This is a genomic window from Synechococcus sp. KORDI-100 (genome assembly GCF_000737535.1).
GTDB lineage: Bacteria > Cyanobacteriota > Cyanobacteriia > PCC-6307 > Cyanobiaceae > Parasynechococcus.
Map to the genome: position 1 here is coordinate 884,399 of NZ_CP006269.1, position 26,475 is coordinate 910,873.

Genomic DNA, 26,475 nt, shown 5'->3' on the forward strand with positions numbered 1-26,475 from the left:
TAGGGATCCGCAGTTCCATCCTCAAAGAGCGTTCATGCAGGCATGTTGTCGACGGTGATCACCGCCTCACCCAGCAGGCCCTGAAAGACGGCGAGTTGCTCCTTGCTTCCCAGCACAATCAGCAGTTGTCCTGGACCGAGCTGCACATCGCTGCTGGGATTGGCGATCAAACGTTCACCATCCCGAATCGCAAGAACCATGGCGCCACTGCGGCTTCCCAGTTCCAGTTCCTGAAGCGATCGGTGATGAACGGTCGTCAGCTGCCGTGGATCGCTGCTGAGCTGAAATTCCTCGATTTCATAGTCGGATCCCGCCAGGAGTTCCATGAAATTGACCGCCAGCGGACGCAGCGCCGATGCGGCCATCACACGGCCGCCGGCCACGTAGGGGCTGACCACAACGCTGGCACCGGCCAATCTCAGCTTGGATGATGCTTCGGCACTGTTGGCTCGGGCGATCAGCCGGCAGTCAGGTCGCAGATCCCTGGCACTCAGAATCACATAGAGATTGGAGGCATCCCCGGGCAGTGCCGCAACGAGGCTCCGGCACTGCTCCAGACCCGCATCAAGCAGGGTGTCGTCCATGGTGGCGTCGGCATGCACCACGTTCAAACCTCTGGTTTCCGCCACATCACGACGGTCTGGATCGGTTTCGATCACGACCAGTGGAATCGCCTCCTTCTGAAGCTGTGCTGCGATCTCCTGGCCCATGCGGCCATATCCGCAAAGGATGACGTGATCACGCATGCGCATCAGCGTTCGCTGGAAACGGAGTTCCCTCAGACGCCTGAAGTATCCCGATTCTGTCAGCCCCAGAACGCGTTGGATCGATAACTGCACCACCAGCAGTCCTCCAATCACGATCAGGACCGTGACCAGCCGTCCCTGCGGCGAGAGCGGTTCGATCTCGCCATAACCGATGGTGCTGATTGTGATCAGCACCATCCAGAGGCAGTCCCCCCAGTCCCATCCTTCCGTGATGCGGTATCCTGCTGCGCCGGCGACGATCACGGCGGTCATGGCGGCAAAGGGTCCGCGCCACGGCGCTGTCAGGGTCTGGAGATGTCGCCTCGCCTGATTCTTTCGCCATGGCCGCGACATCGTTGGACTCAGAAGCCGAGGGCTTTGAGCACCTCATCCTCTTGAAGCGTCGTCAGCTCTGAAGCAGTTCCGAGGCAGCGCAAGTCGCTCCTTTCAGGCAGCAGGCCTGGTTCGGCACCGAGAGCGACAAGGGGGGTGCCGCTGAACACCGTCAAAATCTGGGTAATCGGACAACTGGTCAGCACGACATCCGCACAGGCCACGGCAGCGGCTCTGCGGATCAGGGGCAGACCCGCCGGGAGTCGGTCGCAGCGCAGGGTGGCGAGGCGCGTTTGGATGGCGCTCGGCAGTTCGATCCAGTGTTCCTCCGGCCAATCGGTGGCGCCTCCCTGGGGAGCCATCAGCAGCAATGGACCATCTCCTTCGGGATGGTCTGAGCGAACCTGATCGAGCACCGGCTGCGGAAGGGTGAGTCGGAAAGCATCTGCATCAAGGGACACCCCAAGCGGCTCCAGCCAGGGGGCCAGGCGTTGGGCCGACCAGCCAGGTCCATCGACGACGCGCTCGGTGGAGGAGAAACCCGTGCGTCCGATCCTGGTCATGATGCGGCTCATCGAGAGCATCAGGTTCACCTGGCGTCCTTCGACGAAATTCAGGCAGATCTGGAAATCGGGTTCTCGGATCGATCCAAGCAGATTGGCCCAGTCGGCCAGGGCTGGATCGTTGTCAAAGTCGATCGGGATCAGTTTGTCCAGGGCTGGAAGCAGCATCCAGGCTTCCCGGCAGGCCGGGGAACAGGCCACCTGGAGGCTGGCTCCCAGCGTGCGGCAGAGGCTCGCGAGGGCCGGCATGCGAACCAATTGATCCGATAGCGGCCCCGGGCTGAGGGCAAGAACTCGCATCAGACCGCCCCCCGAAAGCGTTTCAACTGATTTTATGGAGGTCGTATCCCCCTGCCTGCGGCAGGAGTCGCTTGTGCATCTGTTGATCGCCGCCGCCGGCAGCGGTCGGCGTATGGGAGCGGATCGCAACAAATTGCTGCTGCCGCTTGCCGGCCGTCCGCTGATCGCCTGGACACTTGAGGCGGCGCTGAGGGCAGAGCGGATCTCCTGGATCGGACTGGTCGGGCAGGAGGTGGATCGCCCCGCGATTCTCTCGCTGGTCGAGAACGCCCAGAAAACCGTCGTGTGGATTCAGGGAGGTGACACCCGCCAGGAATCCGTGCTGCGTGGTCTCGATGCTCTGCCTCCGCAGGCCAACCACGTTCTGATCCATGACGGAGCTCGTTGTCTGGCGGAGCCTGATCTGTTCGATCGCTGTGCCGCAGCCCTCGAGCAGGGTGCTGCCCTCATTGCGGCCACACCCGTCACCGACACGATCAAGAGGGTGGATGCTGATGGCCTGATCGTGGAGACCCCGCTGCGATCTGAGCTGTGGGCCGCTCAGACGCCCCAGGGCTTTGTGGTCAACCAACTCCGCCAGGGCCATGCCGAGGCCCTGAACCAGGGTTGGAGTGTCACCGACGATGCTTCGCTTTACGAACGACTCGGCTGGCCGGTCCGCGTGCTCGATGCGGGGCCTTCCAACATCAAAGTGACGACGCCATTCGATCTCACCGTTGCCGAAGCCGTGCTGGCTCTCAGGCGACCAGGCTGAGTTGGCCCGTGTCTCCGTCGAGGCGCGCCAGCCGTCCCATCGGCAGGGCTGCATTGCCGGCGCCATGGCCAATGGGCAGGTTCAGGACCCTTGGGATGCCCAGGTCGTCGGTGCGTTCCTTCAACACCTGATCAAGGCTAAAACACCAGTTCTGCGGACGGTCCTCGTCACAGCAATCCAGGAATTGTCCGAAACCGATTCCGGCCAGACCCTTCAGGGCTCCACAGAGTCGCCAGTGCGTGAGCATGCGATCGATGCGATAGGGAGCTTCACCAACGTCTTCCAGGATGAGAAGTGCTCCCTTGAGATCGGGAACGTGGCCGGATCCCAGGAGATGGGTGGCCACAGTCAGATTGGCAACCACCAGAGGACCGGTTGACTGGCCTCCGCCGAGCCCGACTCCGTTGAGGTCACTGACGGGTTCGCCGAACAGGAGTTGACGCAGACGTTCCTGGCTCCAATCCGGTTCCGCTGCCAGGGTCGTGAGCAGAGGTCCATGGATGCCTCCGTCATACCCGGCGGCAAGACGGCTCCAGAGCAGAGCCGTGACATCGGAGAAACCAAGCAGCCAACCTGGCCGCCAGGGAAGATCCGACTCCAGCAGGCGAGCTGCTCCCCAGCCACCCCTGGCACAGGCGAAAAGCGCTGCCGATTCCGGTGTCAGAAGATCGCTGCGGCGGTCAGCATCGCTGCCGGCCAGGTAGCCCCAGTGTCGTCCAACGACGTCGGAACCCAGGCAGATCAACCCCCAGCTCTCCAGCACAGCCAGCCCCTGCAGCAGACGTTCGTTGTCGGGGATGGCGGAGCTGGCTGCCACGGTGGCCACGGTGGCGCCTTTGGTCAGCGCTGGGGCTGGGATCAGCGGCTTCATCAGGCGAGGCGACCCAGGACAAAGCCCAGCAGAAGCAGGCTGCCGAGCTGCACCTGTCGACTGAAATGTCGACCGAAGAGAGCCATCGAGGCCTGCTCGCCCTCCAGGGGGCTGCAGCTGAGCTGCATCAGCACACTGGCCGCAAGCCAGAACGGCCAGACGCTCCAGTTCATGCCGGCGCTCATCGCTGCGATGCCAAGCAGCACACTCACGGCCCCGTAACTGAGTCTCACGGTCGTCACAGCGGCTTCTCCGAGGGTGAGGGCACTGCTCCTCAGGCCGAGGGCCGCATCGTCGCGACGGTCAGCCATCGCGTAGACCGTGTCGAAGCCGAAGGTCCAGATCATGGTGGCAAGCCAGGTGCTGAACAGTCCCCAGCTGAAGCTGATCTGTGTTTCCGCTGCTGCCCAGGGGATCAGTACGGCAAACCCCCAGCAGAGGGCCAGCACGGCCTGCGGAAAGGGACACCAGCGTTTGGCTGACGGGTAGAGAAGGACGGGTGGAAGAGCCATGAGCGCCAGTGCGAGACAAAGCCGCAGGCTGTCCACAGGAAGACTGAGCACCACAAGCAGGCTGATCACCAGCAAGGCGATCAGCATTGCCAAGGCAGTGCGGACCCTGATGGCGCCCCTGGCGAGAGGACGCAACCTGGTGCGCTCAACGCGACCATCGATGCGCCGATCCCAGAGGTCATTGGCAATGCAGCCGGCGCCACTGACGGCCAGACCTCCAACCATGATCTGCAGGATCAGGAGCAGGTGGGGAGGTGCCGAGGGGCTCAGCCACAGAGCCCAGCCCGCCGGAATCAGAAGAATGAGTCGACCTGTGGGCTTGTTCCAGCGCAGCAGCTCGACCCAGGGCCCCATGGCCTGCCGGCGAAAAGGACTGGTCACAGCGTCAGAGGTTTGAAGAACCCTAGTCATGGCCTCCCAGCTCCGGATGCGGGTGTCAGAGTGGCTCGCAGATGGCTGGGGGCTGTCCATGCTGGATGCGGAGACCACAGCGCAGGCCTCTGACCCTGCCCGTCCAGCTCGGCCATCCCCTGACGCCAACATCGAGGGGGTTCAACGCGATCAACTGCGTCGGGTCGCTGCCATCGATATCGGCACGAACTCGACCCACCTGCTTGTGGCTTCGGTTGACACCGCGTTGCGGACATTCCGGATCATCCAGGCCGAGAAGTCCACGACGCGCCTCGGTGAACGTGACCCCGACACAGGGGAACTCACCGAGGCTGCGATGCAGCGTGGCTATGACACCCTCAGGCGGTTCAGGGACCTGGCCACCAGCCACCAGGTCGAGCAACTCGTGACCGCCGCCACCAGTGCTGTCCGCGAGGCGTCCAACGGCCGCGACTATCTGCAGCAGATCAAAGATGGTCTTGGAATCGAGGTGGATCTTGTCAGCGGTTCCGAGGAAGCTCGACTGATCTATCTGGGCGTGCTCTCCGGCATGCCCTTCGGCAACCGCCCCCATCTTCTGCTGGACATCGGTGGCGGCTCCACCGAACTGATTCTCGCGGACGGTCGCGATGCCAGAGCCCTCACCAGTACAAGGGTTGGTGCGGTGCGTCTGCAGCGAGATTTCGTCAAGGATGATCCGATTCCGCCCCGGGGACGGGCTTTTCTGCAGGCCTTCATCCAAGGCTCTCTGGAACCTGCCGTCGACAAGGTGCGTCGCCGGATCCAGCCGGGTGAAGTTCCGGTGTTGGTCGCCACCAGTGGAACGGCCATGGCCATCGGTGCCCTGGCCGCCAGTGAGGACGATCGCCCCCCTCTCAAGCTGCATGGCTACCGGATGTCGCGTCAGCGGCTTGATCGCGTCGTTGAAAAGCTGGTGGGGATGTCACCGGAGCAGCGCCGACAACTCGCTCCCATCAACGAGCGCAGGGCTGAGATCATCGTCCCTGGAGCGTTGATTCTGCAGACCACGATGCAGATGCTGGGAGCCGAGGAGCTGGTTCTCAGCGAACGGGCGCTTCGCGAGGGGTTGATTGTCGACTGGATGTTGCGCCATGGATTTCTGGAGGATCGGTTCAGCTTCCAGAGCAGCATTCGTCAGCGCACAGTGATTCATCAGGTCCAGCGCTTTGCGGTGAACCAGACCCGTGCCGAGCGCGTGGCATCCCATGCTCTGAGCCTTTACGACCAAACCCGCGGGGTGATGCACCAAGACCCAGGTCAGGGCCGTGAGCTGCTCTGGGCAGCAGCGATGCTGCACGCCTGCGGTCAGCACATCAACCTCAGTGCTTATCACAAGCACTCCTGGTATCTGATTCGTCATGGGGAATTGCTGGGCTATTCCGAGGCGGAACACCTGATGGTTGCGGCCATTGCTCGCTATCACCGCCGCAGCCTGCCCAAGAAACGTCATGAGTCCTGGCAGGCATTGGACACACGCGAGAATCGACGCCTCGTCAACGAGATGGCGCTCCTGCTGAGACTGGCTGCGGCGATGGATCGCCGCCCGGAACCCGTCGTCGCTTTCGTGCGCGCTGAAACCACTCCGACTGAGCTTCGCTTGGAGCTGGTTCCCGAGCGACTGAACCAGAACCTCAGCCTCGAGCAGTGGAGCCTTGACAATTGCGCAGAGGTGATTCGCGAGGCCTCAGGGGTCAGGCTGGTCGTCAGCGTTCAGGGATGAGTTCGTGCCAGCGGACATCATCAATCGTGCTGATGCGTCTCGGTTCCTGATCTGACACGTTGACCATGACCAGATCGGGTCGACCGGCATAGATCTCGACGTTTTCAGGGTCATCGATCGTGATCGGTTCGTCCAGGGTCCCCTGAAACTCAACGGTCCCGCCGCGACGGAGTGCGATCCAGCTCGGCTCAGCGCTGCTGATTTCAACAGTGATCGTCTCGGGTGCGGCTGGAGGGTCTTGATCGGCAGTTGGCTGGATGGCAGTGCTGTCCTCTGTCACCGGCTTGCTGCTTGGAACCTCCGAAGGCGGAACAGGTTGATCGGCATCGCTGAGCTTGACCTGCCAGAGGGTGTATCCAGCTCCCCCCCCGAGAAGCAGCAGAATTGGAACCAGCAACAACACAGAGCGTCGCTGTCGGTTTGGCGTTGACACCGGCGCAGGCCACGGAGCCGCAGTGAGCGGGTCCCTGATCTGGGATGAGATCGAGGCTGTGGGACCAAGTTTCTTGACGAGATCGTCGGCATTCATCCGCAGATGGCTCGCCAGTCTGCGGACCATCGCCTTGATGAACACCGGCTCGGGAAGTCGATCCTCATCGCCGAGTTCCAGGGCCGTCAGCTGCTCGACACCCATGTGCATGGTGGCCGCCAGTTGCTCGGCCGAAAGTCCACGTGCCTGCCGCTGGGCCCTGATCAGTTGGCCAACCTGGGCCAGACCGCTCTCAGAGGGAAGTGTCGTCCCAGAATCCTCTGAATGGTTCTGGGGAGCCATGAACGCCTTCGGTTCGCAGGAGCGTAATTGCGATGAAAATAACTGTTTTTCAGGCTATTGACAGAAAATTTTAGCCCAGCAGCTTGAATCTTCCCCCCAGGAAAACTCTTCAGATGGGCGATACTGGATTCGAACCAGTGACCCCTTCCGTGTGAAGGAAGTGCGCTACCACTGTGCTAATCGCCCGAACGGCTGAATGTTAGACCACGTCATCTCATCGGTTTGGTCGAAACAGGTGAACATGGTCCGGTGAATAGAGACGTGAACGCTCAGGGCCTGGCACCAGTGCCGGACTGATGATGTAGAGGGTGGTTCTGATGAGACTGCGTTCACGACTCGTCTGAGCCATCTCCCTGAGTGGAACGATCGTGAGCCATTGATCAGGCCAGCTCACCCGGTGCCCGATGGCGACCGGCGTGTCATCGGGATAGTGATGCAGAAGCATCTGCTGGACCTCTTCCACATGCCGAGCACTGAGGTACAGACAAAGACTTGCTCCAATGGATGCCAACCGTTCCAGCTGCTCGCGCTCGGGGACGCCGGTTCGACCACCAGCTCGGCTGAGCACAATGGTCTGAACCACACCTGGAACGGTGAGTTCCCGCTCGAGTGCGGCAGCCGCGGCTTGATAGGCGCTGACCCCGGGAACCACCTCCAAGGGGATGCCCTCATCGTTCAGGGTGCAGATCTGCTCGTTGATGGCGCTGTAGAGCGCTGGATCGCCATCGTGCAGCCGGACGACGCGAAGGCCCGTTCTGTACCCCTCGATGAGAAGCGGAAGAACGTCTTCCAGCGTCAGATGACTGGTCCTGATCCGTTCACACTTGGCTGGAACGAGTTCTGCGATTGCCGGGCTGACGAGTGAATCCGTCCAGATCAGTCGATCGGCATGCCGGAGTCGATCAGCCGCACGCAAGGTCAGCAGATCAGGCGCTCCGGGCCCGGCTCCAACGAAGCAAACAGGGCTGCTCAACGAACCCCTGCCGGATCAGGCAGGTCCTGGTGACGGGCATACAGCCAGAGAAGACCGGCGACTCCGGCCAGCATCAGCAGCCCGCTCACCAACTGGGCGATGCGCAGGCCTCCTTCACAGGCTGGGGGTAGCGCTCCAAGACAGAGCGGATCGATCCTCAACCCTTCGATCCAAATTCGACCGAGGCTGTATCCAAGCAGATACGTGCAGGCGAGAGCACCGGAGGGGAGCGTCATTTTTCCCTGCTCTCCCCTGCGGAACAACACAATCAACAGCAGAAACAGTGCAAGGTTCCAGATGGATTCATAAAGGAACGTCGGGTGGAAAAACTCTGCATTGGCGTAGATCACAGGCCTGTTCTGGTATGGAATGAACAGCTTCCAAGGGAGGTCCGTTGGGACTCCGAAGGCTTCGGAGTTGAAGAAATTTCCCCAGCGCCCTATTGCCTGACCCAGGGCCAGGGAAGGCACCAGAACATCGAGAAGATCCCAGAAGGACTGACGCCTCCAGCGACAAAACAGGATCAGGGTGAGTGTGCCTGCAATCAGAGCGCCATGGATGGCGATGCCCCCCTCCCAGATGGCTAGAGCCTTGATCCAGTTGTCGGAATAATTTCGCCATTCAAAGGCGACGTAGTAAGCACGTGCGCCAAGCACCGACGCGAGAATCAGAATGGGAAGCAGATCGCTGATCAGACCGTTGTCCAGGTCGCGGCTGCGAGCGAGGCGGCTTGAAATGTTGAGTCCGATCAGAACCGCAGCAGCAATGAGCAGTCCGTACCAGCGCAACGTGAAGGGCCCGAGCTGAATCAGCTCAGGGCCCGGGGAGGTGAACATTGCCTCAGAAACCCTCGGCTGCCTGAACTTTCTCCACCTGTTTCTTCTTCAGAACCAACATGATCTGAGCCAGAGCCACTGCAGCGAAGAAGGCCAGCAAACCGTAGATCCGCACTGGATTCTGGAGAACCACTTCGGCATCAACCTGGCCGAAACCGCCCACGTTTGGATCATTGGTCAGGGGTGCACCAGCTTCAACGCTGTCGCCAACATTCACGAGCAGAGCAGGGCCGACGGGCACCGTTTCAGTTGTGCTGTCACCTTCGGTGGTGTTGATGGTGACCAGCTTTGCGCCGTTCTCCCCATCCTCAATCGCGGAAACAGTGCCGCTGGCGGCTGCTGTGAAGGCGGTGTTGTTGCTTTTCTCTCCCGTGGGGTACACCTGGCCACGGCCGCGGTTGCCGCCGACGTGGATCTGATATTTGCCGAAATGAATGTTGCTGTCGGTGGCCGGATCGGGCGAGAGAACAGGAAAGACGATCTCCTGGTGTTGATCACCTGGGATCGGTCCCACCAGAAGAATGTTGGGTTGGTCGTCGCTGTACTGGCTGAAGTAGACACCCTCGGTCTCTTCGCGGATCTCGTCGGTCCAGCGGTCCTGAGGTGCCAGGGTGAATCCGTCAGGAAGCATCACGACAGCACCCACCTGGAGGGGTACGTCGCTGCCGTCTGCCCCGATTTCCTGGAGTCCGTCTTCGTAGGGAATCTTGACGCTCGCTTTGAAGACACTGTCCGGAAGCACCGCTTGGGGGACTTCCGCCTGCGTGAGCTTCTGAGCGAGGTGACAGTTCGCACAGACGATCTTGCCTGTGGCCTCACGGGGACTTTCGTAGTTCTGCTGGGCCCAGAAGGGATAGGCCCAGCTGGCCGCAGGCGCAATCAGGACAGCAAGGCCGAGAACCAGAGATCCGAGCAGGAGGGAGAGGTGACGACGCATGGAACGGGGGATGAGGGAATCAGACGTGGAAGAAAAGATCAGGCCCACCAGGGTTTGTCGCCGGTGCGGAAGTCGGTGTCCGTCCACTGGCTGACGAACACGTTGTCGTTCTCGACGCTGACATTCGCCAGTGCTAGCGAAAGAGGTGCCGGTCCCCGGACCACCTTCCCGGTGGCGTCGTACTGGCTGCCGTGACAGGGACACATGAATTTGTTGGCTCCACTGTTCCAGGGCACGACACAGCCGAGGTGTGTGCAGATGGCGTTGATTCCGTAACTGCCGATGGCGTCATCACCTTCGACGATCAGGTACGTCGGGTCGCCTTTAAGACCCTGCACCAGGCTGCGGTCGCCGTCGGCATGGGTGGAGAGCCATCCACTGGCCGTGACGGGATTGCCGAGTTCATCTTTCGCGCTGGTGCCGCCACCCGATCCGGCAGCCCGGGGCGGGATGAAGTAGTTCACCACTGGGTAAAGGGCGCCGAGGGCGACTCCGGTCACCGAGCCGAAGGTCAGCAGGTTCATGAACTGCCGACGACCCATTCCGGGCACATCGCTCGAGGAAAGTTGGGTCATGGCGGACGGTCATCCAGCACGTATCGACGTCCATTATGGACGCTTAACTGCCTGTCACGCTTTACAACGACTGGCGTTTTGCTGGTCCTGCTCCACGAAATCTGTGCTTGAGGAATCAAACAAACCAGCAGACCAACCCCTTGCCGTCGAGGAGGTCATTGCCTGTCTAAGACGGCGCTGGAAGGCGACTTACGACCTCCAGCTGGTGGTTCGTCGCCAGCGTCTTTACCTGCAGGTGATGTGGGCATATCTGGAGCAACAGTCGTTCCCGATGGACGAAAACACGTACCGGGAGCATCTGGCCGAAGTGCTGGATGTTGTGAATCGTCTTGGTTTGGCGACGGATGTACGTCAGTGGCTCGACTCAACCAGGGACAAACCACGGCTTGGGAAGGCCTTGAGTCTGCAATTGCAGGCCCAGGGTCCTGAAGCACAAACGCTTCTCAGGGAGTTTCTGGTCTGATGCTTTCAGCCAGAGCGACAAGCCCGATCCCAACCAGAAAGAGGGCGGTGATGGCGCCAGCCAGCAGCAGCATGGTGATCGGATCCGTGGAGGGTGTCAGCACGGCCCCGGCCAGGGCTGCGCTGAGGACCACCCATCGCCAGGCGCCCAGCATGGTGCGCCAGCGCACCAGACCCAGAACCCCCAGCAGCAGTTGCAGAACGGGCAGCTGAAAAGCCAGGCCGGTCGCCACCATCAACAGCAGGACGAAGTCGAGGTAGCGCTCAATCGACCACAGCGGCTCCACCACATCGGCGCCGTAACTCACCAAAAATCCGAGAGCGGCCGGTACGAGTGCCCACCAGGCAAAGGCCAGGCCTGCGAAAAAGAGAATGGCTGATCCAGCGACGGCAGGTGCGATCAGCCGCCCCTCCCGTCGCGTCAGGCCCGGCAGCACGAAGGCGAGCGCCTGGTACAGCACGTAGGGCAAAGCCAGGGTGAGACCGGCATAACCGGCCACTTTCAGGGACACGAAGAGAAACTCACCTGGAGCCAGTTGCAGAAAATGAATGCCGTCGGCAGGCGCTTCCAACAGCCGAACCAGGGGCTTCACCGCCAGCAGGCAGATCAAGGCACTGACGACAACCGCCAGCAAGCTGCCGAGCACTCTCTGACGAAGTTCTTCCAGATGATCCACCAGAGGCATCTCGACCTCATTGGGCAGGTCTGTGTCGCCATCAGCTCCGATACGGATCGGAGGGGGAGGTTTCAGGACTGGGCCGTCGGGCTGGTCGGACACGGGCGAGAAAGCCGGGCTGGAGGGAGTTCCATCCCAGACGTCAGGCTAGGAGTCTGCGGGCTGTCAGACGCTCTTCGGCTCGGCCGGGTTCACCCCAGCGAATCGTGCCACCACGGTGTCGAACCGTTCCTGGTGCGGCACCTGGAATCCTCTGGAGCCGGTCGGTAGGCACCATCACCACGGGGACGCGGCGATTGCCGCGAGCTCGACTGAAGTGGGCCGCGAGATCGCTTGCGAACTGCAGATCGACCTCCTCCGGCAGTCCATTGGAGGACTTCAGCACCACATGGCTGCCAGGGCATTCCTGCGCATGGAACCAGAGGTCGCCACTACGAGCCTGGCGCAGGCTGATCCAGTCGTTCTGACGGTGGTTGCGGCCAACCTGAAGCAGCAATCCGCCTGGGCCGGTGAGCTCCAGGGGTTGCGGGACACCGGACTGTTTTTTTCGCGCGTCCTGCCGTCTTGACCGGGGATTGAGCAGGTCGTCCAATTCGCTGCAGAGATCCTCCAACGCAAGCAGCCGCGGGGGCAGATCTTCCCAGTGCGATGTGGCCAGATCGTCGATGAAGACTTCGCTGGCTTCGATGAGCTGGAGTCGTTGTTCGTGGTGCTGGATCCGTTCATTCAGAACGGCGACCGATCGCCGCAGCTTGCGGGCCCGTTGGTACAGCTTCTGAGCCTCCTGCACCTGGTCTCGGCTGGGAGCCTGAAGGCAGAGCAGCGCATCTGCTTTCTCTTGAAGAGCAGCGCTGTCGGCGGTCCCGGCCAAGCGTGACTGCTGCTCATCAAGGGCAGTCCGCTCTTTGCGGCTCCAACGAGTCAGCCGCTGCTCCACATCCCTGCGGCGTTGAATCAGGGACTTCTGCTCAAGCCGCTCTCGGTACCAGGCACCCAGTGCGAGCGCCAGATTCTGTTGATCGGCGATCTGATCATCAGCTTGGGTTGGCTCGGCTGATGGTCCCCAGACCCTGTAGCGGTTGTTCGGCTCAACCTGAAGCGCATAGGTGTTGTCTCTCAGGCACCGCAGCCAACTCGTCCAGCGCTGATGCAGCTGCTGCCACTGGTCCGTGGAGATCTCCTGAACCGGTTCCCGGCCAAGCGGTCCGGCCAACTGCTCCACCAGCGGTGGGCTGATCCCCTGATAACACTGCTGCAGCGCTGTTTTGAGAGAGACCGGTACCAGCGTGAGCCGGCGCCGCCAAGCATCCAGGGATTCCTCGGCATGCGGTGGAAGGCCCCGCAATGGCGGTGGCGGGACGTAGGCATCACCGGTACCGATCGGTCGGATGCGTGACTGGTGATCACGCACCTGTCGTCCGATCGTGACCACACGCCGTTGGTCATCGAGAAGCATCACGTTGCTGTGGCGCCCCATCAGCTCGAGGACAACGGAGCGCTGGATGGACTCACCAGGTCGGGCACTGAACTGAAAGTCCACCACGCGTTCGAATCCGCACTGCTGGATGCCCACCAGGGCCATCTGTCGCAGGCTGTGCTGGAGCTGCTGCGCCAGGGTGCTGCCGGACCCCTGACGAGCCGGTGGCTGGATCTGCACCAGACGGGGCGCATCGGCCTGCCAGCTCAGCTCCAGCCAGACCATGTTGTGCAAGGTTCGGAAGCCGAGTTGCAGGGTCAGTGGGTCAGGCTGCTGGGCCTTTTCAAAACGACCCGGCAACAGGGAGGGCGTCAGGTCATTCAGCACCGCCCGGAGCGTGGTGAGATCCATCATCTGAAGCGTTGCTGAGGTCATCTCTGCGTCGCTCAGATCCGCCGGGCCGTCCCCTTCCTACTCTGCTGTCCCCGACTCAGGCCTGGATGGCTGCCAACAGCGGACGGCTCACCGTGATCACCGGTCCCAGCGGCGTCGGAAAGGGGACCCTTGTGAAGCAGCTCCTGGAGCGGCATCCAACGATCTGGTTGTCGGTCTCAGCAACCACCCGTGCGCCTCGCGATGGCGAGCTGGAGGGTCAAAGCTATTTCTTTCACAGCCATGAGCAGTTCGACCAGCTGGTGAAAGCGGGGGGACTACTTGAATGGGCCGAATTCGCAGGAAACCGGTACGGCACACCCCGCCAGCCGGTGGAGGAGCATCTCAGCAATGGCCGTCCAGTGCTGCTCGAGATCGAGCTGGAAGGTGCCCGTCAGGTGCGCCGCAGTTTTTCGAATGGTTTTCAGATCTTTCTGGCACCGCCAAGTTTCGAGGAGCTCGAACGCCGCATTCGGGGACGAGGAACCGATGCGGACGAGGCCATCCAGCGAAGGTTGCAGCGGGCTCAACAGGAACTTCAGGCTCAGGAGGAATTCGATGCTGTTGTCGTGAACGACAACATCGAACGAGCGCTCGCTGAACTGGAGACGCTCATGGGGCTGGTTTGAATCCTTTCGGAACGGCCCATGAAAAAAGCCCCTTGCGGGGCTTCGAAAATTCTGAGATCTGATCAGCCCAAGGGGTGAAACAGGAGATCGGGAAAGAACCGGTTCCACTCGATCATGATTCCGGCGGTGAGGGTGAACCAGATAGCGGCGACGACGGGAGCCGTTGTGAGGAATTTCTTCATGGGTGAAAGGTGTGTGGGAGCTGAAGAATGGAAGGGTCAGCGGGGGGAAACCGTCACTTTGTCGTCGCTTTCCACGAGCTTGCCGCTGGTGAATTCCCCGAAGGCGGCGAGGGGCCAGGTGGCTGAGGCGAGAACGCTCTTCAGGGCGATCGATGTGTCGATCTGGATCTCATTCATGGCAGCGTTCTTGCCACGGGTTGCCTTGAGATATTCCCTGCCGGCCCAACCGATGCATCCGGCGACATAAAGAAACATGATGCCCGGCAGGACGAAGTCGCCGGCATGGCTCCAGCGGCCGTCAACGATCAGATGGGGCAGGCCGTCGTCACCACAGGATGCCTGGCTGTACATCTCGAAACGGGCTTTGGCCTGAGGCGTGTTGGCTGCAGCGGCTCGCTGCTGGAAGCGGGCGCTTTCAGAGCAGGGCGTCAGACCCGCCACATCCGCCTTGGCGATGGGGGCAAAGCCGAACACCAGCAGGGCCGAAAGCACAATGGCGAAAAGACGACGCATCGGATCGATTCCTGTTGAAAAATGCCCTGGAAGGGCAGGATGTCCACTGACGGACAGTAGGGGAGGGTCCTGACCACGATGGCGTTGGTGCTGGCCCTCGAAACAAGTTGTGACGAGTCCGCCGCCGCCGTTGTTGCGTCGCGGGATGGCGATTGCCAGGTTCTCTCCTCTCGGATTGCTTCTCAGGTTGAGGAGCACGCCCGCTGGGGAGGTGTGGTGCCGGAGATTGCGTCCCGTCGCCACGTGGAAGCTCTACCGGTGTTGGTGGAGACAGTGCTGGCGGAGACCGGTGTCACCGTTGGTGATCTCGATGCCGTTGCGGCCACGGTGGCCCCGGGCCTGGCGGGAGCGCTCATGGTGGCTTCTGTGACCGGCCGCAGCCTTGCGGCTTTGCACGGGCGACCGTTCATCGGCGTGCATCACCTCGAAGGTCATCTGGCTTCCGTCCAACTTGCTGATCGATCGCCCGAAGCTCCCTACCTCGTTCTTCTCGTCAGTGGTGGACACACGGAACTCATCCGGGTCGATCGTTCCGGAGGGATGCTGAGGCTCGGCCGCAGCCACGATGATGCGGCTGGTGAAGCATTTGACAAGGTTGCCCGGCTGCTGGGGCTGGGTTACCCCGGCGGTCCAGCGATCCAGACGGCGGCTGAATCGGGGGATCCCCAGCGCTTCCCGTTGCCGAAGGGTCGGGTCTCCCGCCCCGAGGGTGGCTTCTATCCCTACGACTTTTCTTTCAGCGGTCTCAAGACCGCCATGCTGAGAACGGTTGAGAAACTTCGTTCCGATCAATCCGAGTTGCCGCTCGCTGATCTGGCAGCCAGTTTTGAACAGGTGGTGGCTGAGGTGCTGGTCGAGCGTTCGCTTCGATGTGCCCGTGATCAGGGTCTGGATCAGCTGGTGATGGTGGGTGGCGTTGCGGCCAATCGTCGCCTTAGATCTCTGGTGACAGAGCAGGCCGAGGCTCTCAATCTGGGAGTGACGATTGCACCTTTGAAGTTCTGCACTGACAACGCGGCCATGATCGGCGCTGCGGCGCTCACACGATTGGCCAGAACGGTGACCGCCAGCTCCCTGGAGATCGGGGTGGCCCCCCGCTGGTCTCTCGATCAGGCCGATGACTTGTACAAAACGCCACCTCCGTTTTGAAATTCGCTGCGTATGGTGGCTCCGCTCAACGGCATGTCCATCGCTATGGCTGAGCCCTCAGGACAAACTGACACCAATCTCGTTGAACCCGTCGGTTCAGACGAACTCAATTCCTGGAAACGGGGATTCACTCCCCAGGCGGAGATCTGGAACGGCCGTCTCGCCATGATCGGATTGTCGGTCGGTCTCGCCGTAGTGCTTCTGGTCCGGGTGTTCAGCGGCAGTTGATCATCAGCTGCGACCACGCAAGGCCTGCGCCAGCTCGTTTGGCTTGAGGCTTGCGGAAACGGCGTTTTCAGCCTCCACACGACCCGCTTCGACGAGGGCTTGCAGCGACTGATTGCTGGTGACCATGCCATCGAAACTGCTGCGTTCCATGATTTCCTCCACCTCATCAAGGGCTCCACGCTGGATGTAGTCCTTGCAGGCGTCGGTGTTGATCAGAATGTCGTGGTACGCAGCGCGCTTGCCATCCGTGGTGCGGATCAGGCCCTGTGCGATCACGCCCAGAAGCGATTCAGATAACGAACGCCGCACGCTCTCCTGTTCTTCGGGCGGGAACATGCCCAGCACCCGTTCCACCGTTTTCACCGCCGAATTGGTGTGCAGGGTTCCAAAGACAAGGTGACCTGTCTGCGCGGCCTCCAGAGCCGTGGACAGGGTTTCCTGGTCTCGGATCTCTCCCACCAGAATCACGTCCGGGTCCTCGCGCAAAGCTGCCCTCAGCGCGTTGTGGAATTTCAAGGTGTGCATCCCCACCTCCCGGTGCCGGATCAGAGAGTTCTTGCTCTCATGAACGAATTCAACCGGGTCCTCAATCGTGAGGATGTGGCGCGTTTCATTGCGGTTGATCCAATCGATCATCGCCGCCAGGGTGGTGCTCTTGCCGGATCCGGTCGGACCGGTGACCAGAATCAGGCCCTTGGGTCGCGCAGCCAGCTCCCTGAGCACATCAGGGAGATTCAGCTGCTCCATCGTCAGGATCGTCTGGGGGATGAGCCGCAGGACCATGGCGGGCCCCCGCAGTGAATCCAGCAGATTGATCCGGATGCGCACAAACGGGAAGGCATGGGAACCATCGAACTCCTTCTCCCGGAAGAATTCATCAATCTGCTGAGGAGAAAGAATCTCCCTGAGCCAGTTCTGGAAAACGTCCTGGTCGGTGATGGGCCATTCGGTTCTCAGCATTTCTCCCCTTGCCCGGTAACGGGGGGTTTCTCCAACACCCAGATGCACATCGGAGTGACCTTCGTCGTGGGCGAGGCGCACGATCTGTTCGAGGCTCGGTGACGAGTCACCTGACCCTTCACCTGACCCCGCAGCCGATGTCTGCCGGACTGTCTGTGGCTGTGATCCTGGCGGTGATGGTGGGGAAGCTGTTGCTCGACCTGGGGGTGCAGCAGGTCGAGGCGGGAAGCTTGGAGGGAAGACCGGCTGGGCCAAGGCAACACTGCGTCTGATCTCTTCAGGATGCCTGAAAACGCCCGTAAGATCCGGTGATTCCAGCTTCCTCATGGCCGATCAGCCGCGCGTCACGATCGTTTTGGGAACACGACCTGAGGCGATCAAGCTGGCTCCCGTGATCCGCACTTTTCAGGCCTGCCAGGCGTTGCGGACCCGTGTCGTGCTGACAGGACAACACCGGGAGATGGTCGCTCAGGTCATGTCTCTGTTCAACCTCGAGGCCGATCGTGATCTCGGTCTCATGGCCCCCCGCCAGACCCTGACCCATGTGACCTGCGCCGCGTTGAATGGTTTAAGGGAAGACTTCCAGGCCTATCCGCCGCAGCTGGTGCTGGTGCAGGGGGATACGACAACAGCGTTTGCAGCAGGGTTGGCGGCGTTTTACGAGCAGATCCCCGTCGGTCACGTCGAAGCAGGCCTGCGCACCGACAATCTTCTCGATCCGTTCCCGGAGGAAGCCAATCGACGCCTGATTTCTCAGATCGCAACCCTGCATTTCGCTCCGACCACCAAGGCTGAGGCCAACCTCCATGCCTCCGGCGTGGTTGGTCAGGTGTCCGTGACGGGCAATACGGTGATCGATGCCCTGTTGTTGATGGCTGAGACGGCCCCGGAGATCCACTTCGACGGTCTCGACTGGCAGAACCAACGGGTGATTCTCGCCACGGTGCATCGTCGTGAGAACTGGGGTGATCGGCTCAAGGACATCGCAGAGGGCATGCTGCGGGTTCTTGACCGTTTCCCAGACACGGCGCTTTTGCTGCCGCTGCATCGGAATCCGACCGTGCGCGAACCGCTGCAGGCACTCCTTGGCGAGCATCCTCGTGTGGTGCTGACCGAACCTCTCGATTACGACCGTCTTGTGGCGGCGATGAAGGGGTGCACATTGCTTCTCACCGACTCCGGTGGCCTGCAGGAGGAGGCTCCGGCTCTCGGGAAACCGGTTCTTGTGCTCCGCCGCACCACAGAACGTCCTGAAGCTGTTGAGGCTGGGACGGCTCGACTGGTGGGCACCGACCCCACAGAGATATCCTCTGAAGCCTCGCGACTCCTCGAGGATTCGGCGGCCTATTCAGCCATGTCCCGTGCAGTCAATCCTTTCGGCGATGGCCAGGCCAGCAGCAGAATCCTGGATCTCTCCTGTAAGCATCTCGGTGTCTGAAGCTGGATCTGATGCCGGATTCAGCGCAGATGGCCATTACCGCTGGTGGCTTCGTCGGAGCTGGCCTGGCGGACATGGAACATTGCTGTTCATCGGTCTCAATCCCTCCGCTGCCGATGATCGAAGAGACGACCCGACCCTGCGACGACTGATCGGTTTCGGCCGCGGCTGGGGGTACAGCGCGCTGGTGGTGCTCAATCTGTTCGCACGAATTTCAGCCTCTCCTGCTGTTCTGAGACGTGTTCAGGACCCGATCGGAGCAGCCAACGATCTCGAGCTGAAAGGCTGGTGCGGCCGCTGGGCGAGCCAGGCGTCGATCGACCTCTGGTGCGGCTGGGGGGGATCCGGCTCCTGCCGGGGCCGCGATCAAGAGGTGTTGGCATGGCTGGACCTGCTCCGCAGGGAACGCCAACGCCGTTGCCCCGCTGCCTCCTCACCGCTCTGCATCGGCCTGACAAGGTCGGGTCAGCCACGACATCCCCTCTATGCACCGGCTGACCGGACGCTTCGCCCCTTCATTTGGGCAGGAGCCGAATCGATCGGCCATCCTGAGGGAACCCCACAGGCTCTCCTTCAACGCTGATGCCACGCACACCACGCCGCTATGCGGTGCATCTTCACCTTGTCGGGGGGCAGACCGAGCAGGTTCATTTCCCGAAGCTGGAGATGTTTCAGGAGTGGTACCAGGGCATCGTCAACGCTGAGGGACAAGGGGGCTTTGTGAATGTGCCGATCAGCGATCTCGAGGGTGAGTACCTGGTTGTTCGTCCTGAGGCGGTGATCGGCGTGCGCGTGGAACCTCAGTTCTCATCCGTCGATGACGCCTGAGCGGCTGGGTCTGCTCTGGGGTGTGACCGTCTTCGCCGGGGCATCCGCTCGGCTGTTGGCGGCGGTCTCGAGCCTGCCGGGGGTTGTCCTGCTGCTGTTGTCCGGGCTCCTGATCGGCCGTTCAGGGCTTGGGCTGGTCGAACCCCTGGACCTTGGCTCCGGTCTCGGCACGGTGGTGGGGCTGCTGGTCAGTCTGGTTCTGTTCGATGGCGGGCTGAACCTTCGCCTTCCGGGAGACACGATCAAAACCACGGTTCAGCGCATCGCCATCCTGCGCCTGTTGATCTCACTTGGTGCAGGACTGCTGGCCGCTCACTGGTTGGCCGGCCTGAACTGGTCAGTCGCCGCGGTTTACAGCGCCATCGTGCTGGCCACGGGGCCAACCGTGGTCACTCCCCTCGTCCGACAGATCCGGCTGGCTCCCCCGTTGGGTGATGTGCTCGAGGCCGAAGGGTTGGTCCTGGAGCCCGTGGGGGCTGTTCTGGCGCTGCTTCTGCTGGAACTGGTGCTTGGCGATCTGCATGGTTGGAGAGAACTCGCCTTCGGCCTGTTGTCTCGTCTTGGGGGCGGCACCCTGATCGGAGCCAGCGTCGGTTGGCTGCTGTCGGAGCTCCTGCGGCGACTGGAGTCTGATCAGGCTGCCAGCGGTTTACCGCTGCAGCTCAGTCTCGGCATGTTGTTTCTGATGTATGGGATCAGTGAGTGGCTCCTGCCGGAATCAGCCCTTCCTGCGTCCGTGGCTGCTGGTCTTGTGGTGGGACGGCGACGCAATCAGCACACGGCAGACCTCGATGGCTTGATTCAGGAGCTGGCTCAGTTGGCGATCACCATGCTGTTTCCTCTCCTGGCGGCTGATGTGTCCTGGGCTGAACTCAGCCCGCTGGGGTGGGGTGGGGTCAGTTGTGTCCTTGCCCTGATGTTGCTGGTTCGACCGATCGCCGTCGGCATCGCCACAACGGGACTCCCCCTTGATCTGCGCCAGCGTGTGTTCATGGGATGGCTCGCTCCACGCGGAATTGTCACCGCCTCCGTGGCCTCTCTCTTTTCGATCCGTCTCGAGCAGGCCGGCATCCTCGGTGCTGGCCGCCTTCAGGGTCTGGTGTTCCTGACGATCTTGATGACTGTCGGCTTGCAAGGGCTTACGGCTCAACCGCTGGCGCGTGTTCTTGGCTTGATTGAATCGCCGGATGAACCCGACTCAGCGTCCGTTGAGACAGCGACGCAGCCTGGGCAGGTCCTCCCCGATCCGAGCCAGTAAGCCCCAGGTCGTGAGCAGGTCGGGGCCCTGCATCCGACCGAGCAGAGCAGCCCGCAGGGATTTCATGATCATCCCTTTCTTCACGCCCGCAGCCTTTGCGGAATCGCCCAGAAGCTGCTGGGCACGGTCCCTGTCCACGCCATCCCAGGCGGCTGTTTCGAGCGTTTCTGCAAGGGCGTGAATGGCTGGTCTGGCTCCTTCGAGATCCAGTTGCTTGACGCCGTCATCCTCAAGCGGCGGCAGCTCGAAAAAGGGACGCGCCTGTTCGACGCCGTCCTTCAGAAGCGTGAGCGATGGGCCCAGTAAGGCGCAAAGCTCAAGGGTCCACCCGTCCAGGTCCGGTGGGGTCCAGTCATTGGCCAGCCAGAGCGGCAGAAGGTCCTGAAGCAGTTGCTCCGGCGTCAGGTCGTGGAGAACCTGACCGTTGAGCCAATTGAGCTTGTCCCAGTCAAAGCGGGCACCGGCCTTGTTGACGCGATCGAAGCTGAACACCTCGGCGGCCTCGCCGAGGCTGAAGCGTTCGTTCATGCCCTCAGGCACAGACCAGCCCAGCAGCGTCATGTAGTTGGCAATCGCTGCCGCGGTGTACCCCATGGCGCGGAAGTCATTGATGGAGGTGACCCCATCGCGTTTTGACAGCTTTCGGCCCTCGCCGTTGAGGATCAAGGGCGCATGGGCGAACTGAGGCGTCGGCAGGCCAAGCGCGTCGTACAGCAGAAGTTGTTTCGCTGTGTTGGCGATGTGATCTTCGCCTCGGATCACATGGCTGATCGCCATGGCGGCATCGTCGACGACGACGACCAGGTTGTAGAGCGGGTCGCCGATTTGATCCGCCGGGGCCCGTCGTGCAATCACCATGTCGCCACCGAGGTCGGCACCGCGCCAGCTCATCGGACCACGGACCAGGTCATTCCACCGGATGTCGGCATCGTCTGCGATGCGGAAGCGAACCACGGCCTGGCGACCTTCCGCCTGAAAGGCCGCTTCCTGCTCAGGGCTGAGATGCCTGTGACGATTGTCGTAACGGGGCGCCTGGTTGGCGGCCTTCTGGCTGCTCCGCATCGCCTCGAGCTCCTCTTCGCTGGCGTAACAGCGGTAGGCCAGGCCGCTCTTCAAGAGACCCCGAATGGCGGCTTGATGCTGCTGGAGACGCTCGCTCTGAATGACGGGTTCTTCGTCCCAGTCGATGCCCAGCCATTGCAGTCCTTCGAGGATGTTCTGGGTGAATTCCGGCTTGGACCGCTCTTTGTCCGTGTCCTCGATGCGCAGTAGAAAAGCGCCCTTCTGATGGCGGGCGAAGAGCCAATTGAACACCGCTGTTCGCGCTGTGCCGATGTGCAACGTACCCGTAGGGCTTGGGGCCAGACGAACACGCACCATGGCCTTGATTCAGGGGTGAGAACGGGACCGACGGGGCTCGAACCCGCAACTTCCGCCGTGACAGGGCGGTGCTCTAACCAATTGAACTACGGTCCCAGAGCGACCTCGACGACGGAACTCGCCCGGTGAAGTCTTTCTGTGTCGCCTGTGCGACAGAGGCAGTATCGACTCTTGCCATGCCCGCCGTCAACCAATCGACACGACGCATCGATCAGGCCAATCCTTGCTTGTCTGCAGCAAAAACGTCCCGTTGACACTGTCAACGGGACGGGGAATATGAACGATTTTCAGGGTGCTCCGTCAGGGACGGAACCCGGCAGGCTCGATCAGGCGAACCTGATTGCCCCGGGCGGTAAATTCCCGACCTTGATCGCTTTGCACGACCACACGACCACCTGACTTGACACGGATGACGCGGGCGCGGACCCAGCCGAGAGCGGCTGACTCCAGCACCTTCACAACATCACCAGGTTGTAGATCCAACTCCATGCTGAGAACCGGGAAACTGCACAAGGGCTCATCGGACGCGCCGTGGAGGACTCGAACCCCCGACATCAGGTTTTGGAGACCTGCGTTCTACCAACTGAACTAACGGCGCAAGGCGATGAACCCCCACCATCACAATTCGTGATGGCAAATGGATTGAACGAGGTCGAAACCTCAGCGATCGAAGCGCTGCTTCACGCGGGTGGCCTTGCCCACCCGTTCCCGCAGATAAAAAAGCTTCGCCCTACGTACTTTACCGCGCCGTTCAACTTTGATCGATGCCACCTGGGGGCTGTGAAGCATGAACACCCGCTCCACGCCGATGCCCTGGAAGATGCGGCGCACGGTGATGGTCTCGTTCAGCCCTCCGTGGCGTTTCGAGATCACCACACCTTCGTAGGGCTGAACCCGCTCTTTGTTTCCTTCACTGATGCGAACGCCCACCCGAACGGTGTCTCCCACGTAGATCTCAGGCAGTTCGCTCTTGAGCTGCTCCGCTTCAAATCCTTTGATCAGCTCTTCGGCAGACAGCTTCTTCGGCGAGGGCGTTGCCGTCGCAACCGCTGTGGCTTCCGTTGTCTCCTCTGGGGTGTCTGTCGTCACCGTCGTGTCCGTGGGGTCGGCTGCCATCCCAGCTCCGCGTTGTATCGCCAAACAATCATTGTACCCGCCGACGCCAACGCTGAATCAGCAGCGTTGTTCCCGTGGTCAGCATCCAGAGCAACCCGATCGCATTGAACAAAACGACAATCGGTTCAATGGTTGGTCCCAGCCACTCTCCCTCATGCACCACCATGAGCCAGTGGACCTGATCTCTGCTGAAGCCGAACCAGTCCTTGGCAAGCCGGTAGCTGACGCCGGTGCTGACCGTCACCAGCAGTGGCAGCAGAACAAATGGGGCGATCCGCCAGTGCAGCTCTCGTGCCTTCGCAAACAAAGACATGGGGCGGCATTCTTCTATACGAACTTGATAGCTTGAGCTTGTAAGGAGTGGCTCATGAATCTGTTCTCTGAACTTCTGGCCACGACTAAGGCGTCCCAGGCCACAGCCACAGGTCCACGCATTCAGAAGCGTCGTGGTGTCGAGATCAAGTCGGCGCGGGAGGTCAAGATCATGCGCCAGGCCAGTGCGATCGTCGCCACTGTGCTGCGGGAAATCATGTCCATGGTCGAGCCGGGTCAGACCACCGGTGAGCTCGATGCCTACGCAGAACGTCGCATCCGTGAAATGGGTGCCACGCCAAGTTTCAAGGGATACCACGGATTCCCCGCCAGCATCTGCGCCAGCATCAATCACGAGGTCGTTCACGGAATCCCCAACAAGAAGCGGGTGATTCACAAGGGGGACCTCTTGAAGGTCGACACCGGTGCTTACTTCGAGGGTTACCACGGCGACAGCTGCGTCACCATCTGTGTCGGCGAAGCCAGTGATCTAGCGCAGACGCTCAGCCGTGTGGCTCGCGAATCACTGATGGCCGGCCTGGCTCAGGTGAAAGCCGGCAACACGCTTCTCGACATTGCCGGTGCCGTTGAAGATCACGTCAAGGCCAATGGGTTCAGTGTGGTGGAGGACTACACCGGTCACGGTGTCGGTCGCAATCTCCACGAGGAGCCTTCAGTCTTCAACTTCCGGACCGATGAACTCCCAAACGTCACCCTGCGTCCCGGCATGACCCTGGCGATCGAACCGATTCTCAATGCCGGCAGCAAGGCGTGCAGAACCCTCAACGACCGCTGGACGGTGGTGACGAGGGATGGATCCCTGTCCGCTCAGTGGGAACACACGGTGCTGGTGACCAGCGATGGATGTGAAATTCTCACCGATCGCGGCGATTGAGCGCTTTGCTGTAAGTCCAGCGGCCCAGTTCATTGAGAGGCATCAAGAGGTAGGTCAGCGGATTGGGCGTCACGATGATCAGGGACAGGTTCAGCCGGGCCATCACGAGAATCTGTCTGGCGACAAAACCTGCCGTCATCACGCCAATCGGATTGAGGTCCGAGCGAAACGGACCCAAAACAAGCTTGCGGATGCGCAGTCTGCGCCGTTGTTCCGGGGTGAGATTGGCGCCGCGCAAACTCACGAGTTGACCGATCAGCCGCTTGCTGAGCTCGTAGACAGGGCTGATGGCCGGTTGAATTTCAGCCTCTGACGTATTGACCCAGAGCTCGCGGGGTCTGTCGTCGGAAGCCTGGGCGACGAGCCGTTCAAAACGCTGCATGAGCCGCCAGCTGCTCAAGGCGTTGATTTCCAGAGCACGATCAACATCCTCCGGTGTCTGATTCCCTTGCGGGTTGATGCCGTGATTGATCACGAGAATGTCCAGTTCCGCCAGGCAGGATTCCAGTTGTGCTTCCTCACCGCAGGACCAGCGCACCCAGCGATCAGGACCATCTGCGGAGACGTGCTGGGGAGGTTCGCTGTGGGTCAGGCCGGTCACATCGGCGCCCTGCTGACGAAATGACTGGCTCAAGGAACGACCGAGGCTTCCACGAGCGCCGGTGATGCCGATGCGTCGGCCACTCCAGGGGCCAGGGGGAGAAGGGGTCTGGGCCATGGCTTCAGCTTGGGGCATCCTTGGGGAACGACGGTCTCGGGCGTTGCCACCTCTCTCAGACGCAGCACTGCGGGCTCTGTTCGCGCCCTATTGCGGAGGCGTTGCCCGTGAAGTTGAGCTCCTTGCTGCGCTGCAGCTCCTGAACCAGCAACAGCTGCAAGGGTTCCGTTCGGTGGAGGGAGGGCTTGGTCACCCCTACACCCTCAGCTGGCTGGCCGTCCGCTCTCCATTGGAGACCACACGGTGCAACCTGCGCTTCCCCGAGCGACCGGATCTGCTCTACGACTTTGAGCTGGTGACCCATCAGCTTGTGAGTTGGCTGATGGACTGCCGTGAGGAGGAGCATGGCAGCGTTGACCTGCCGGATGGGTTCTGGCAATGGCTGCTGCTTGGTGCGGATCCCGCCGTTGAGGTCTGAACGAAGCGGCTGCCGGCCACTAGATTCCCCCACTAAGGACCAACCATTGGCTGTTCATGGGAACGACCCTGCTGATCGGATCCTGCGAGCCCTTCAGTGGCAAGTCCGCATTGGTTCTTGGCATTGCTCAGCAGCTGATCCAGTCAGGTTTGCCGTTCCGTTTCGGCAAGCCGCTGGCGACCAGCCTGGAGTGGGATCCCAACAAGGGACCCCTGCCGCAGCCCTTGATCGATGACGACGTCCGCTTCGTGGGCGAGACCCTGGGAATGGCTGCGGATCGTTTGATCCCGTCCCTGCATTTGCTCTCGCCCACAACGGCGAACCAGCGTCTGGGGCAAGGCCTGCTGGACGCGGGAGAGGGGTTTGACTGGCTCACGACTGAAGTGTCGGCCTCGGACGGCCTCACCCTGCTGGAGTGTGCGGGCAGCCTTCAGGAAGGCCTCTTGTTCGGGCTCAGCCTGCCGCAACTGGCTGAAGGGCTTGAAGCCAAGGTGGTGCTGGTGCATTTGTGGCAGGACAGCTGCAGTGTGGATGCCCTGCTGTCTGCGAAGCAGATCCTGGGGGATCGTCTGGTGGGGGTGGTGCTGAATGCCGTGACCCCTGATGAGGTGGAAAGCCTCGAACGTCAGGTGGTTCCTGCTCTTGAGAATCTCGGCCTCAAGGTGTTTGGTGTGATGCCGCGATCACCGCTGCTGCGCAGCGTCACTGTGGGGGAACTGGTGAGGCGTCTGGATGCGCGGGTGATCTGCTGCGCGGATCGGGAGGAGTTGCTGGTGGAGACGCTGAGCATCGGAGCGATGAATGTGAATTCCGCCATGGAGTTTTTCCGGCGTCGCCGCAACATGGCGGTGGTGACAGGTGCTGATCGCACCGACATCCAACTGGCGGCCCTGGAGGCGTCCACCCAGTGCCTGATCCTCACAGGCGCGGGTGAGCCACTGCCCCAGTTGATCAGTCGTGCCGAAGAGCTCGACGTCCCGTTGCTGAAGGTGGAACACGACACGCTGGCCACCGTTGAGGTGATCGAGCAGGCCTTCGGTCACGTTCGCCTGCATGAAGCGGTGAAGGCCACCTATGCCTTCCGGCTGGTGGAGGAACACTGTCATCTCGATCGACTGTTCGAAGCCCTCAACCTCACGGTTCATTCCGGTTAAGCGCTG

General features: G+C 61.3%; 32 protein-coding genes and 3 tRNA genes. 13 read left to right on the forward strand and 22 right to left on the reverse strand.

All coding sequences use genetic code 11. The annotated features are described in order from the left end of the window. Nucleotides 1–32: 32 nt before the first annotated feature. Nucleotides 33–1,100, reverse strand: a complete 1,068-nt coding sequence (locus KR100_RS04395) for a TrkA family potassium uptake protein (RefSeq protein WP_038543511.1) — start codon at nucleotides 1,098–1,100, stop codon at nucleotides 33–35. Nucleotides 1,101–1,108: 8 nt separating this feature from the next. Then, nucleotides 1,109–1,942, reverse strand: a complete 834-nt coding sequence (locus KR100_RS04400; RefSeq protein ID WP_038543513.1) for a glycosyltransferase family 9 protein — start codon at nucleotides 1,940–1,942, stop codon at nucleotides 1,109–1,111. A gap of 73 nt (nucleotides 1,943–2,015) precedes the next feature. Here KR100_RS04400 and ispD point away from each other — a divergent pair, with 73 nt between their 5' ends. Further along, nucleotides 2,016–2,696 carry a 2-C-methyl-D-erythritol 4-phosphate cytidylyltransferase gene (gene ispD, locus KR100_RS04405; protein WP_038547924.1) on the forward strand — a complete coding sequence of 227 codons (681 nt, stop codon included), beginning with the start codon at nucleotides 2,016–2,018 and terminating at the stop codon, nucleotides 2,694–2,696. Here the strand turns inward: ispD and KR100_RS04410 are convergent. After that, nucleotides 2,680–3,567 (reverse strand): LD-carboxypeptidase, encoded by an 888-nt coding sequence (locus tag KR100_RS04410; RefSeq protein WP_038543515.1) that lies wholly within the window; start codon nucleotides 3,565–3,567, stop codon nucleotides 2,680–2,682. The two genes, ispD and KR100_RS04410, sit on opposite strands and share 17 nt — an antisense overlap. Further along, complete coding sequence (locus KR100_RS04415) at nucleotides 3,567–4,490, reverse strand: 4-hydroxybenzoate polyprenyltransferase (RefSeq protein ID WP_051847313.1); 924 nt, start codon at nucleotides 4,488–4,490, stop codon at nucleotides 3,567–3,569. Before KR100_RS04415 ends, KR100_RS04410 begins: the two co-directional genes overlap by 1 nt. 58 nt (nucleotides 4,491–4,548) lie before the next feature. Between KR100_RS04415 and KR100_RS04420 the strand changes: the two genes are divergently transcribed. Further along, a complete protein-coding gene (locus tag KR100_RS04420; protein ID WP_038547929.1) occupies nucleotides 4,549–6,210 on the forward strand; it encodes a Ppx/GppA phosphatase family protein in 1,662 nt (553 codons plus the stop codon). On the opposite strand, the gene KR100_RS04425 is transcribed toward KR100_RS04420, so the two are convergent. The 6 genes from KR100_RS04425 to petC all read right to left on the reverse strand — a co-directional run bounded on the left by KR100_RS04425 (nucleotide 6,194) and on the right by petC (nucleotide 10,303). After that, nucleotides 6,194–6,982 carry a RodZ family helix-turn-helix domain-containing protein gene (locus KR100_RS04425; RefSeq protein WP_051847314.1) on the reverse strand — a complete coding sequence of 263 codons (789 nt, stop codon included), beginning with the start codon at nucleotides 6,980–6,982 and terminating at the stop codon, nucleotides 6,194–6,196. The genes KR100_RS04420 and KR100_RS04425 overlap by 17 nt on opposite strands. A 114-nt stretch (nucleotides 6,983–7,096) precedes the next feature. Continuing rightward, nucleotides 7,097–7,168: transfer RNA gene (locus tag KR100_RS04430), tRNA-Val, on the reverse strand. A gap of 28 nt (nucleotides 7,169–7,196) precedes the next feature. Then, a complete protein-coding gene (gene cobM / locus KR100_RS04435) occupies nucleotides 7,197–7,955 on the reverse strand; it encodes a precorrin-4 C(11)-methyltransferase (RefSeq protein WP_038543517.1) in 759 nt (252 codons plus the stop codon). Continuing rightward, nucleotides 7,952–8,791, reverse strand: coding sequence for a prolipoprotein diacylglyceryl transferase (gene lgt / locus KR100_RS04440; RefSeq protein WP_038543519.1), 840 nt, complete (start codon nucleotides 8,789–8,791; stop codon nucleotides 7,952–7,954). Before lgt ends, cobM begins: the two co-directional genes overlap by 4 nt. A 4-nt stretch (nucleotides 8,792–8,795) precedes the next feature. Next, on the reverse strand, nucleotides 8,796–9,728 hold the full coding sequence (gene petA / locus KR100_RS04445) for a cytochrome f (RefSeq protein WP_038543521.1): 933 nt from the start codon (nucleotides 9,726–9,728) through the stop codon (nucleotides 8,796–8,798). A 38-nt stretch (nucleotides 9,729–9,766) separates the two neighbouring features. Then, a complete protein-coding gene (gene petC, locus KR100_RS04450) occupies nucleotides 9,767–10,303 on the reverse strand; it encodes a cytochrome b6-f complex iron-sulfur subunit (RefSeq protein ID WP_038543523.1) in 537 nt (178 codons plus the stop codon). A gap of 103 nt (nucleotides 10,304–10,406) precedes the next feature. On the opposite strand from petC, the gene KR100_RS04455 reads away from it, so the two are divergent. Continuing rightward, on the forward strand, nucleotides 10,407–10,766 hold the full coding sequence (locus tag KR100_RS04455) for a DUF3067 family protein (protein ID WP_051847315.1): 360 nt from the start codon (nucleotides 10,407–10,409) through the stop codon (nucleotides 10,764–10,766). Here KR100_RS04455 and tatC read toward each other — a convergent pair. Beyond that, nucleotides 10,747–11,451 carry a twin-arginine translocase subunit TatC gene (gene tatC / locus KR100_RS04460; RefSeq protein ID WP_038547937.1) on the reverse strand — a complete coding sequence of 235 codons (705 nt, stop codon included), beginning with the start codon at nucleotides 11,449–11,451 and terminating at the stop codon, nucleotides 10,747–10,749. The two genes, KR100_RS04455 and tatC, sit on opposite strands and share 20 nt — an antisense overlap. A gap of 133 nt (nucleotides 11,452–11,584) precedes the next feature. Then, nucleotides 11,585–13,294, reverse strand: a complete 1,710-nt coding sequence (locus KR100_RS04465; protein ID WP_038543525.1) for an NFACT family protein — start codon at nucleotides 13,292–13,294, stop codon at nucleotides 11,585–11,587. Nucleotides 13,295–13,359: 65 nt separating this feature from the next. Between KR100_RS04465 and gmk the strand changes: the two genes are divergently transcribed. After that, complete coding sequence (gene gmk / locus KR100_RS04470; protein WP_038543526.1) at nucleotides 13,360–13,920, forward strand: guanylate kinase; 561 nt, start codon at nucleotides 13,360–13,362, stop codon at nucleotides 13,918–13,920. A gap of 62 nt (nucleotides 13,921–13,982) precedes the next feature. On the opposite strand, the gene psaJ is transcribed toward gmk, so the two are convergent. Together psaJ and KR100_RS04480 are read right to left on the reverse strand one after the other, a co-directional pair. Then, nucleotides 13,983–14,102: a photosystem I reaction center subunit IX gene (psaJ, locus tag KR100_RS04475; protein ID WP_038543529.1), complete on the reverse strand. Its 120-nt coding sequence runs from the start codon at nucleotides 14,100–14,102 to the stop codon at nucleotides 13,983–13,985. A 36-nt stretch (nucleotides 14,103–14,138) separates the two neighbouring features. Beyond that, entirely contained in the window at nucleotides 14,139–14,615 is a 477-nt protein-coding gene (locus KR100_RS04480; protein ID WP_038543531.1) for a photosystem I reaction center subunit III, read from the reverse strand. A gap of 78 nt (nucleotides 14,616–14,693) precedes the next feature. On the opposite strand from KR100_RS04480, the gene tsaD reads away from it, so the two are divergent. Then, nucleotides 14,694–15,764, forward strand: a complete 1,071-nt coding sequence (tsaD, locus tag KR100_RS04485) for a tRNA (adenosine(37)-N6)-threonylcarbamoyltransferase complex transferase subunit TsaD (protein WP_038543533.1) — start codon at nucleotides 14,694–14,696, stop codon at nucleotides 15,762–15,764. A gap of 45 nt (nucleotides 15,765–15,809) precedes the next feature. Continuing rightward, the gene (locus KR100_RS04490; RefSeq protein WP_038543536.1) at nucleotides 15,810–15,992 is read left to right on the forward strand and encodes a chlorophyll a/b-binding protein; all 183 of its coding nucleotides are present in this window, start codon (nucleotides 15,810–15,812) and stop codon (nucleotides 15,990–15,992) included. 3 nt (nucleotides 15,993–15,995) lie between these two features. On the opposite strand, the gene KR100_RS04495 is transcribed toward KR100_RS04490, so the two are convergent. Continuing rightward, a complete protein-coding gene (locus KR100_RS04495; protein WP_038547938.1) occupies nucleotides 15,996–17,207 on the reverse strand; it encodes a type IV pilus twitching motility protein PilT in 1,212 nt (403 codons plus the stop codon). A gap of 70 nt (nucleotides 17,208–17,277) precedes the next feature. Here KR100_RS04495 and wecB point away from each other — a divergent pair, with 70 nt between their 5' ends. From wecB to KR100_RS04515, 4 genes are read left to right on the forward strand one after another with little or no spacing between them, the layout of a single operon-like run. Continuing rightward, nucleotides 17,278–18,390 carry a non-hydrolyzing UDP-N-acetylglucosamine 2-epimerase gene (gene wecB / locus KR100_RS04500; protein WP_038543538.1) on the forward strand — a complete coding sequence of 371 codons (1,113 nt, stop codon included), beginning with the start codon at nucleotides 17,278–17,280 and terminating at the stop codon, nucleotides 18,388–18,390. Next, nucleotides 18,383–18,973, forward strand: a complete 591-nt coding sequence (locus KR100_RS04505) for a DUF1643 domain-containing protein (protein WP_239420403.1) — start codon at nucleotides 18,383–18,385, stop codon at nucleotides 18,971–18,973. Before wecB ends, KR100_RS04505 begins: the two co-directional genes overlap by 8 nt. After that, nucleotides 18,973–19,218: a hypothetical protein gene (locus KR100_RS04510; protein WP_028951397.1), complete on the forward strand. Its 246-nt coding sequence runs from the start codon at nucleotides 18,973–18,975 to the stop codon at nucleotides 19,216–19,218. Before KR100_RS04505 ends, KR100_RS04510 begins: the two co-directional genes overlap by 1 nt. Then, the gene (locus tag KR100_RS04515; protein WP_038543543.1) at nucleotides 19,208–20,476 is read left to right on the forward strand and encodes a sodium:proton antiporter; all 1,269 of its coding nucleotides are present in this window, start codon (nucleotides 19,208–19,210) and stop codon (nucleotides 20,474–20,476) included. Before KR100_RS04510 ends, KR100_RS04515 begins: the two co-directional genes overlap by 11 nt. On the opposite strand, the gene gltX is transcribed toward KR100_RS04515, so the two are convergent. From gltX to KR100_RS04545, 6 genes are all read right to left on the reverse strand, one after another. Continuing rightward, on the reverse strand, nucleotides 20,417–21,856 hold the full coding sequence (gene gltX, locus KR100_RS04520; protein ID WP_038543545.1) for a glutamate--tRNA ligase: 1,440 nt from the start codon (nucleotides 21,854–21,856) through the stop codon (nucleotides 20,417–20,419). The two genes, KR100_RS04515 and gltX, sit on opposite strands and share 60 nt — an antisense overlap. Nucleotides 21,857–21,878: 22 nt before the next feature. Then, a tRNA-Asp gene (locus KR100_RS04525) sits at nucleotides 21,879–21,952 on the reverse strand. Between the two features lie 204 nt (nucleotides 21,953–22,156). After that, nucleotides 22,157–22,345 carry a hyperconserved protein Hcp gene (locus KR100_RS04530; RefSeq protein ID WP_006043540.1) on the reverse strand — a complete coding sequence of 63 codons (189 nt, stop codon included), beginning with the start codon at nucleotides 22,343–22,345 and terminating at the stop codon, nucleotides 22,157–22,159. Nucleotides 22,346–22,381: 36 nt separating this feature from the next. Then, a tRNA-Trp gene (locus KR100_RS04535) sits at nucleotides 22,382–22,454 on the reverse strand. Between the two features lie 62 nt (nucleotides 22,455–22,516). Continuing rightward, nucleotides 22,517–22,972, reverse strand: a complete 456-nt coding sequence (gene rplS, locus KR100_RS04540) for a 50S ribosomal protein L19 (RefSeq protein ID WP_038543548.1) — start codon at nucleotides 22,970–22,972, stop codon at nucleotides 22,517–22,519. A gap of 28 nt (nucleotides 22,973–23,000) precedes the next feature. Then, entirely contained in the window at nucleotides 23,001–23,285 is a 285-nt protein-coding gene (locus KR100_RS04545) for a hypothetical protein (protein WP_038543550.1), read from the reverse strand. A 54-nt stretch (nucleotides 23,286–23,339) separates the two neighbouring features. Here KR100_RS04545 and map point away from each other — a divergent pair, with 54 nt between their 5' ends. Further along, nucleotides 23,340–24,179: a type I methionyl aminopeptidase gene (gene map / locus KR100_RS04550; protein WP_038543553.1), complete on the forward strand. Its 840-nt coding sequence runs from the start codon at nucleotides 23,340–23,342 to the stop codon at nucleotides 24,177–24,179. Here map and KR100_RS04555 read toward each other — a convergent pair. Then, nucleotides 24,160–24,915, reverse strand: coding sequence for an SDR family oxidoreductase (locus KR100_RS04555; RefSeq protein WP_038543555.1), 756 nt, complete (start codon nucleotides 24,913–24,915; stop codon nucleotides 24,160–24,162). The two genes, map and KR100_RS04555, sit on opposite strands and share 20 nt — an antisense overlap. Between KR100_RS04555 and ebsA the strand changes: the two genes are divergently transcribed. Continuing rightward, on the forward strand, nucleotides 24,896–25,315 hold the full coding sequence (gene ebsA, locus KR100_RS04560; protein ID WP_051847316.1) for a type IV pilus biogenesis protein EbsA: 420 nt from the start codon (nucleotides 24,896–24,898) through the stop codon (nucleotides 25,313–25,315). The genes KR100_RS04555 and ebsA overlap by 20 nt on opposite strands. Before the next feature lie 56 nt (nucleotides 25,316–25,371). Beyond that, on the forward strand, nucleotides 25,372–26,469 hold the full coding sequence (locus KR100_RS04565) for a phosphotransacetylase family protein (protein ID WP_038543559.1): 1,098 nt from the start codon (nucleotides 25,372–25,374) through the stop codon (nucleotides 26,467–26,469). The last annotated feature ends 6 nt before the right edge of the window (nucleotides 26,470–26,475 follow it).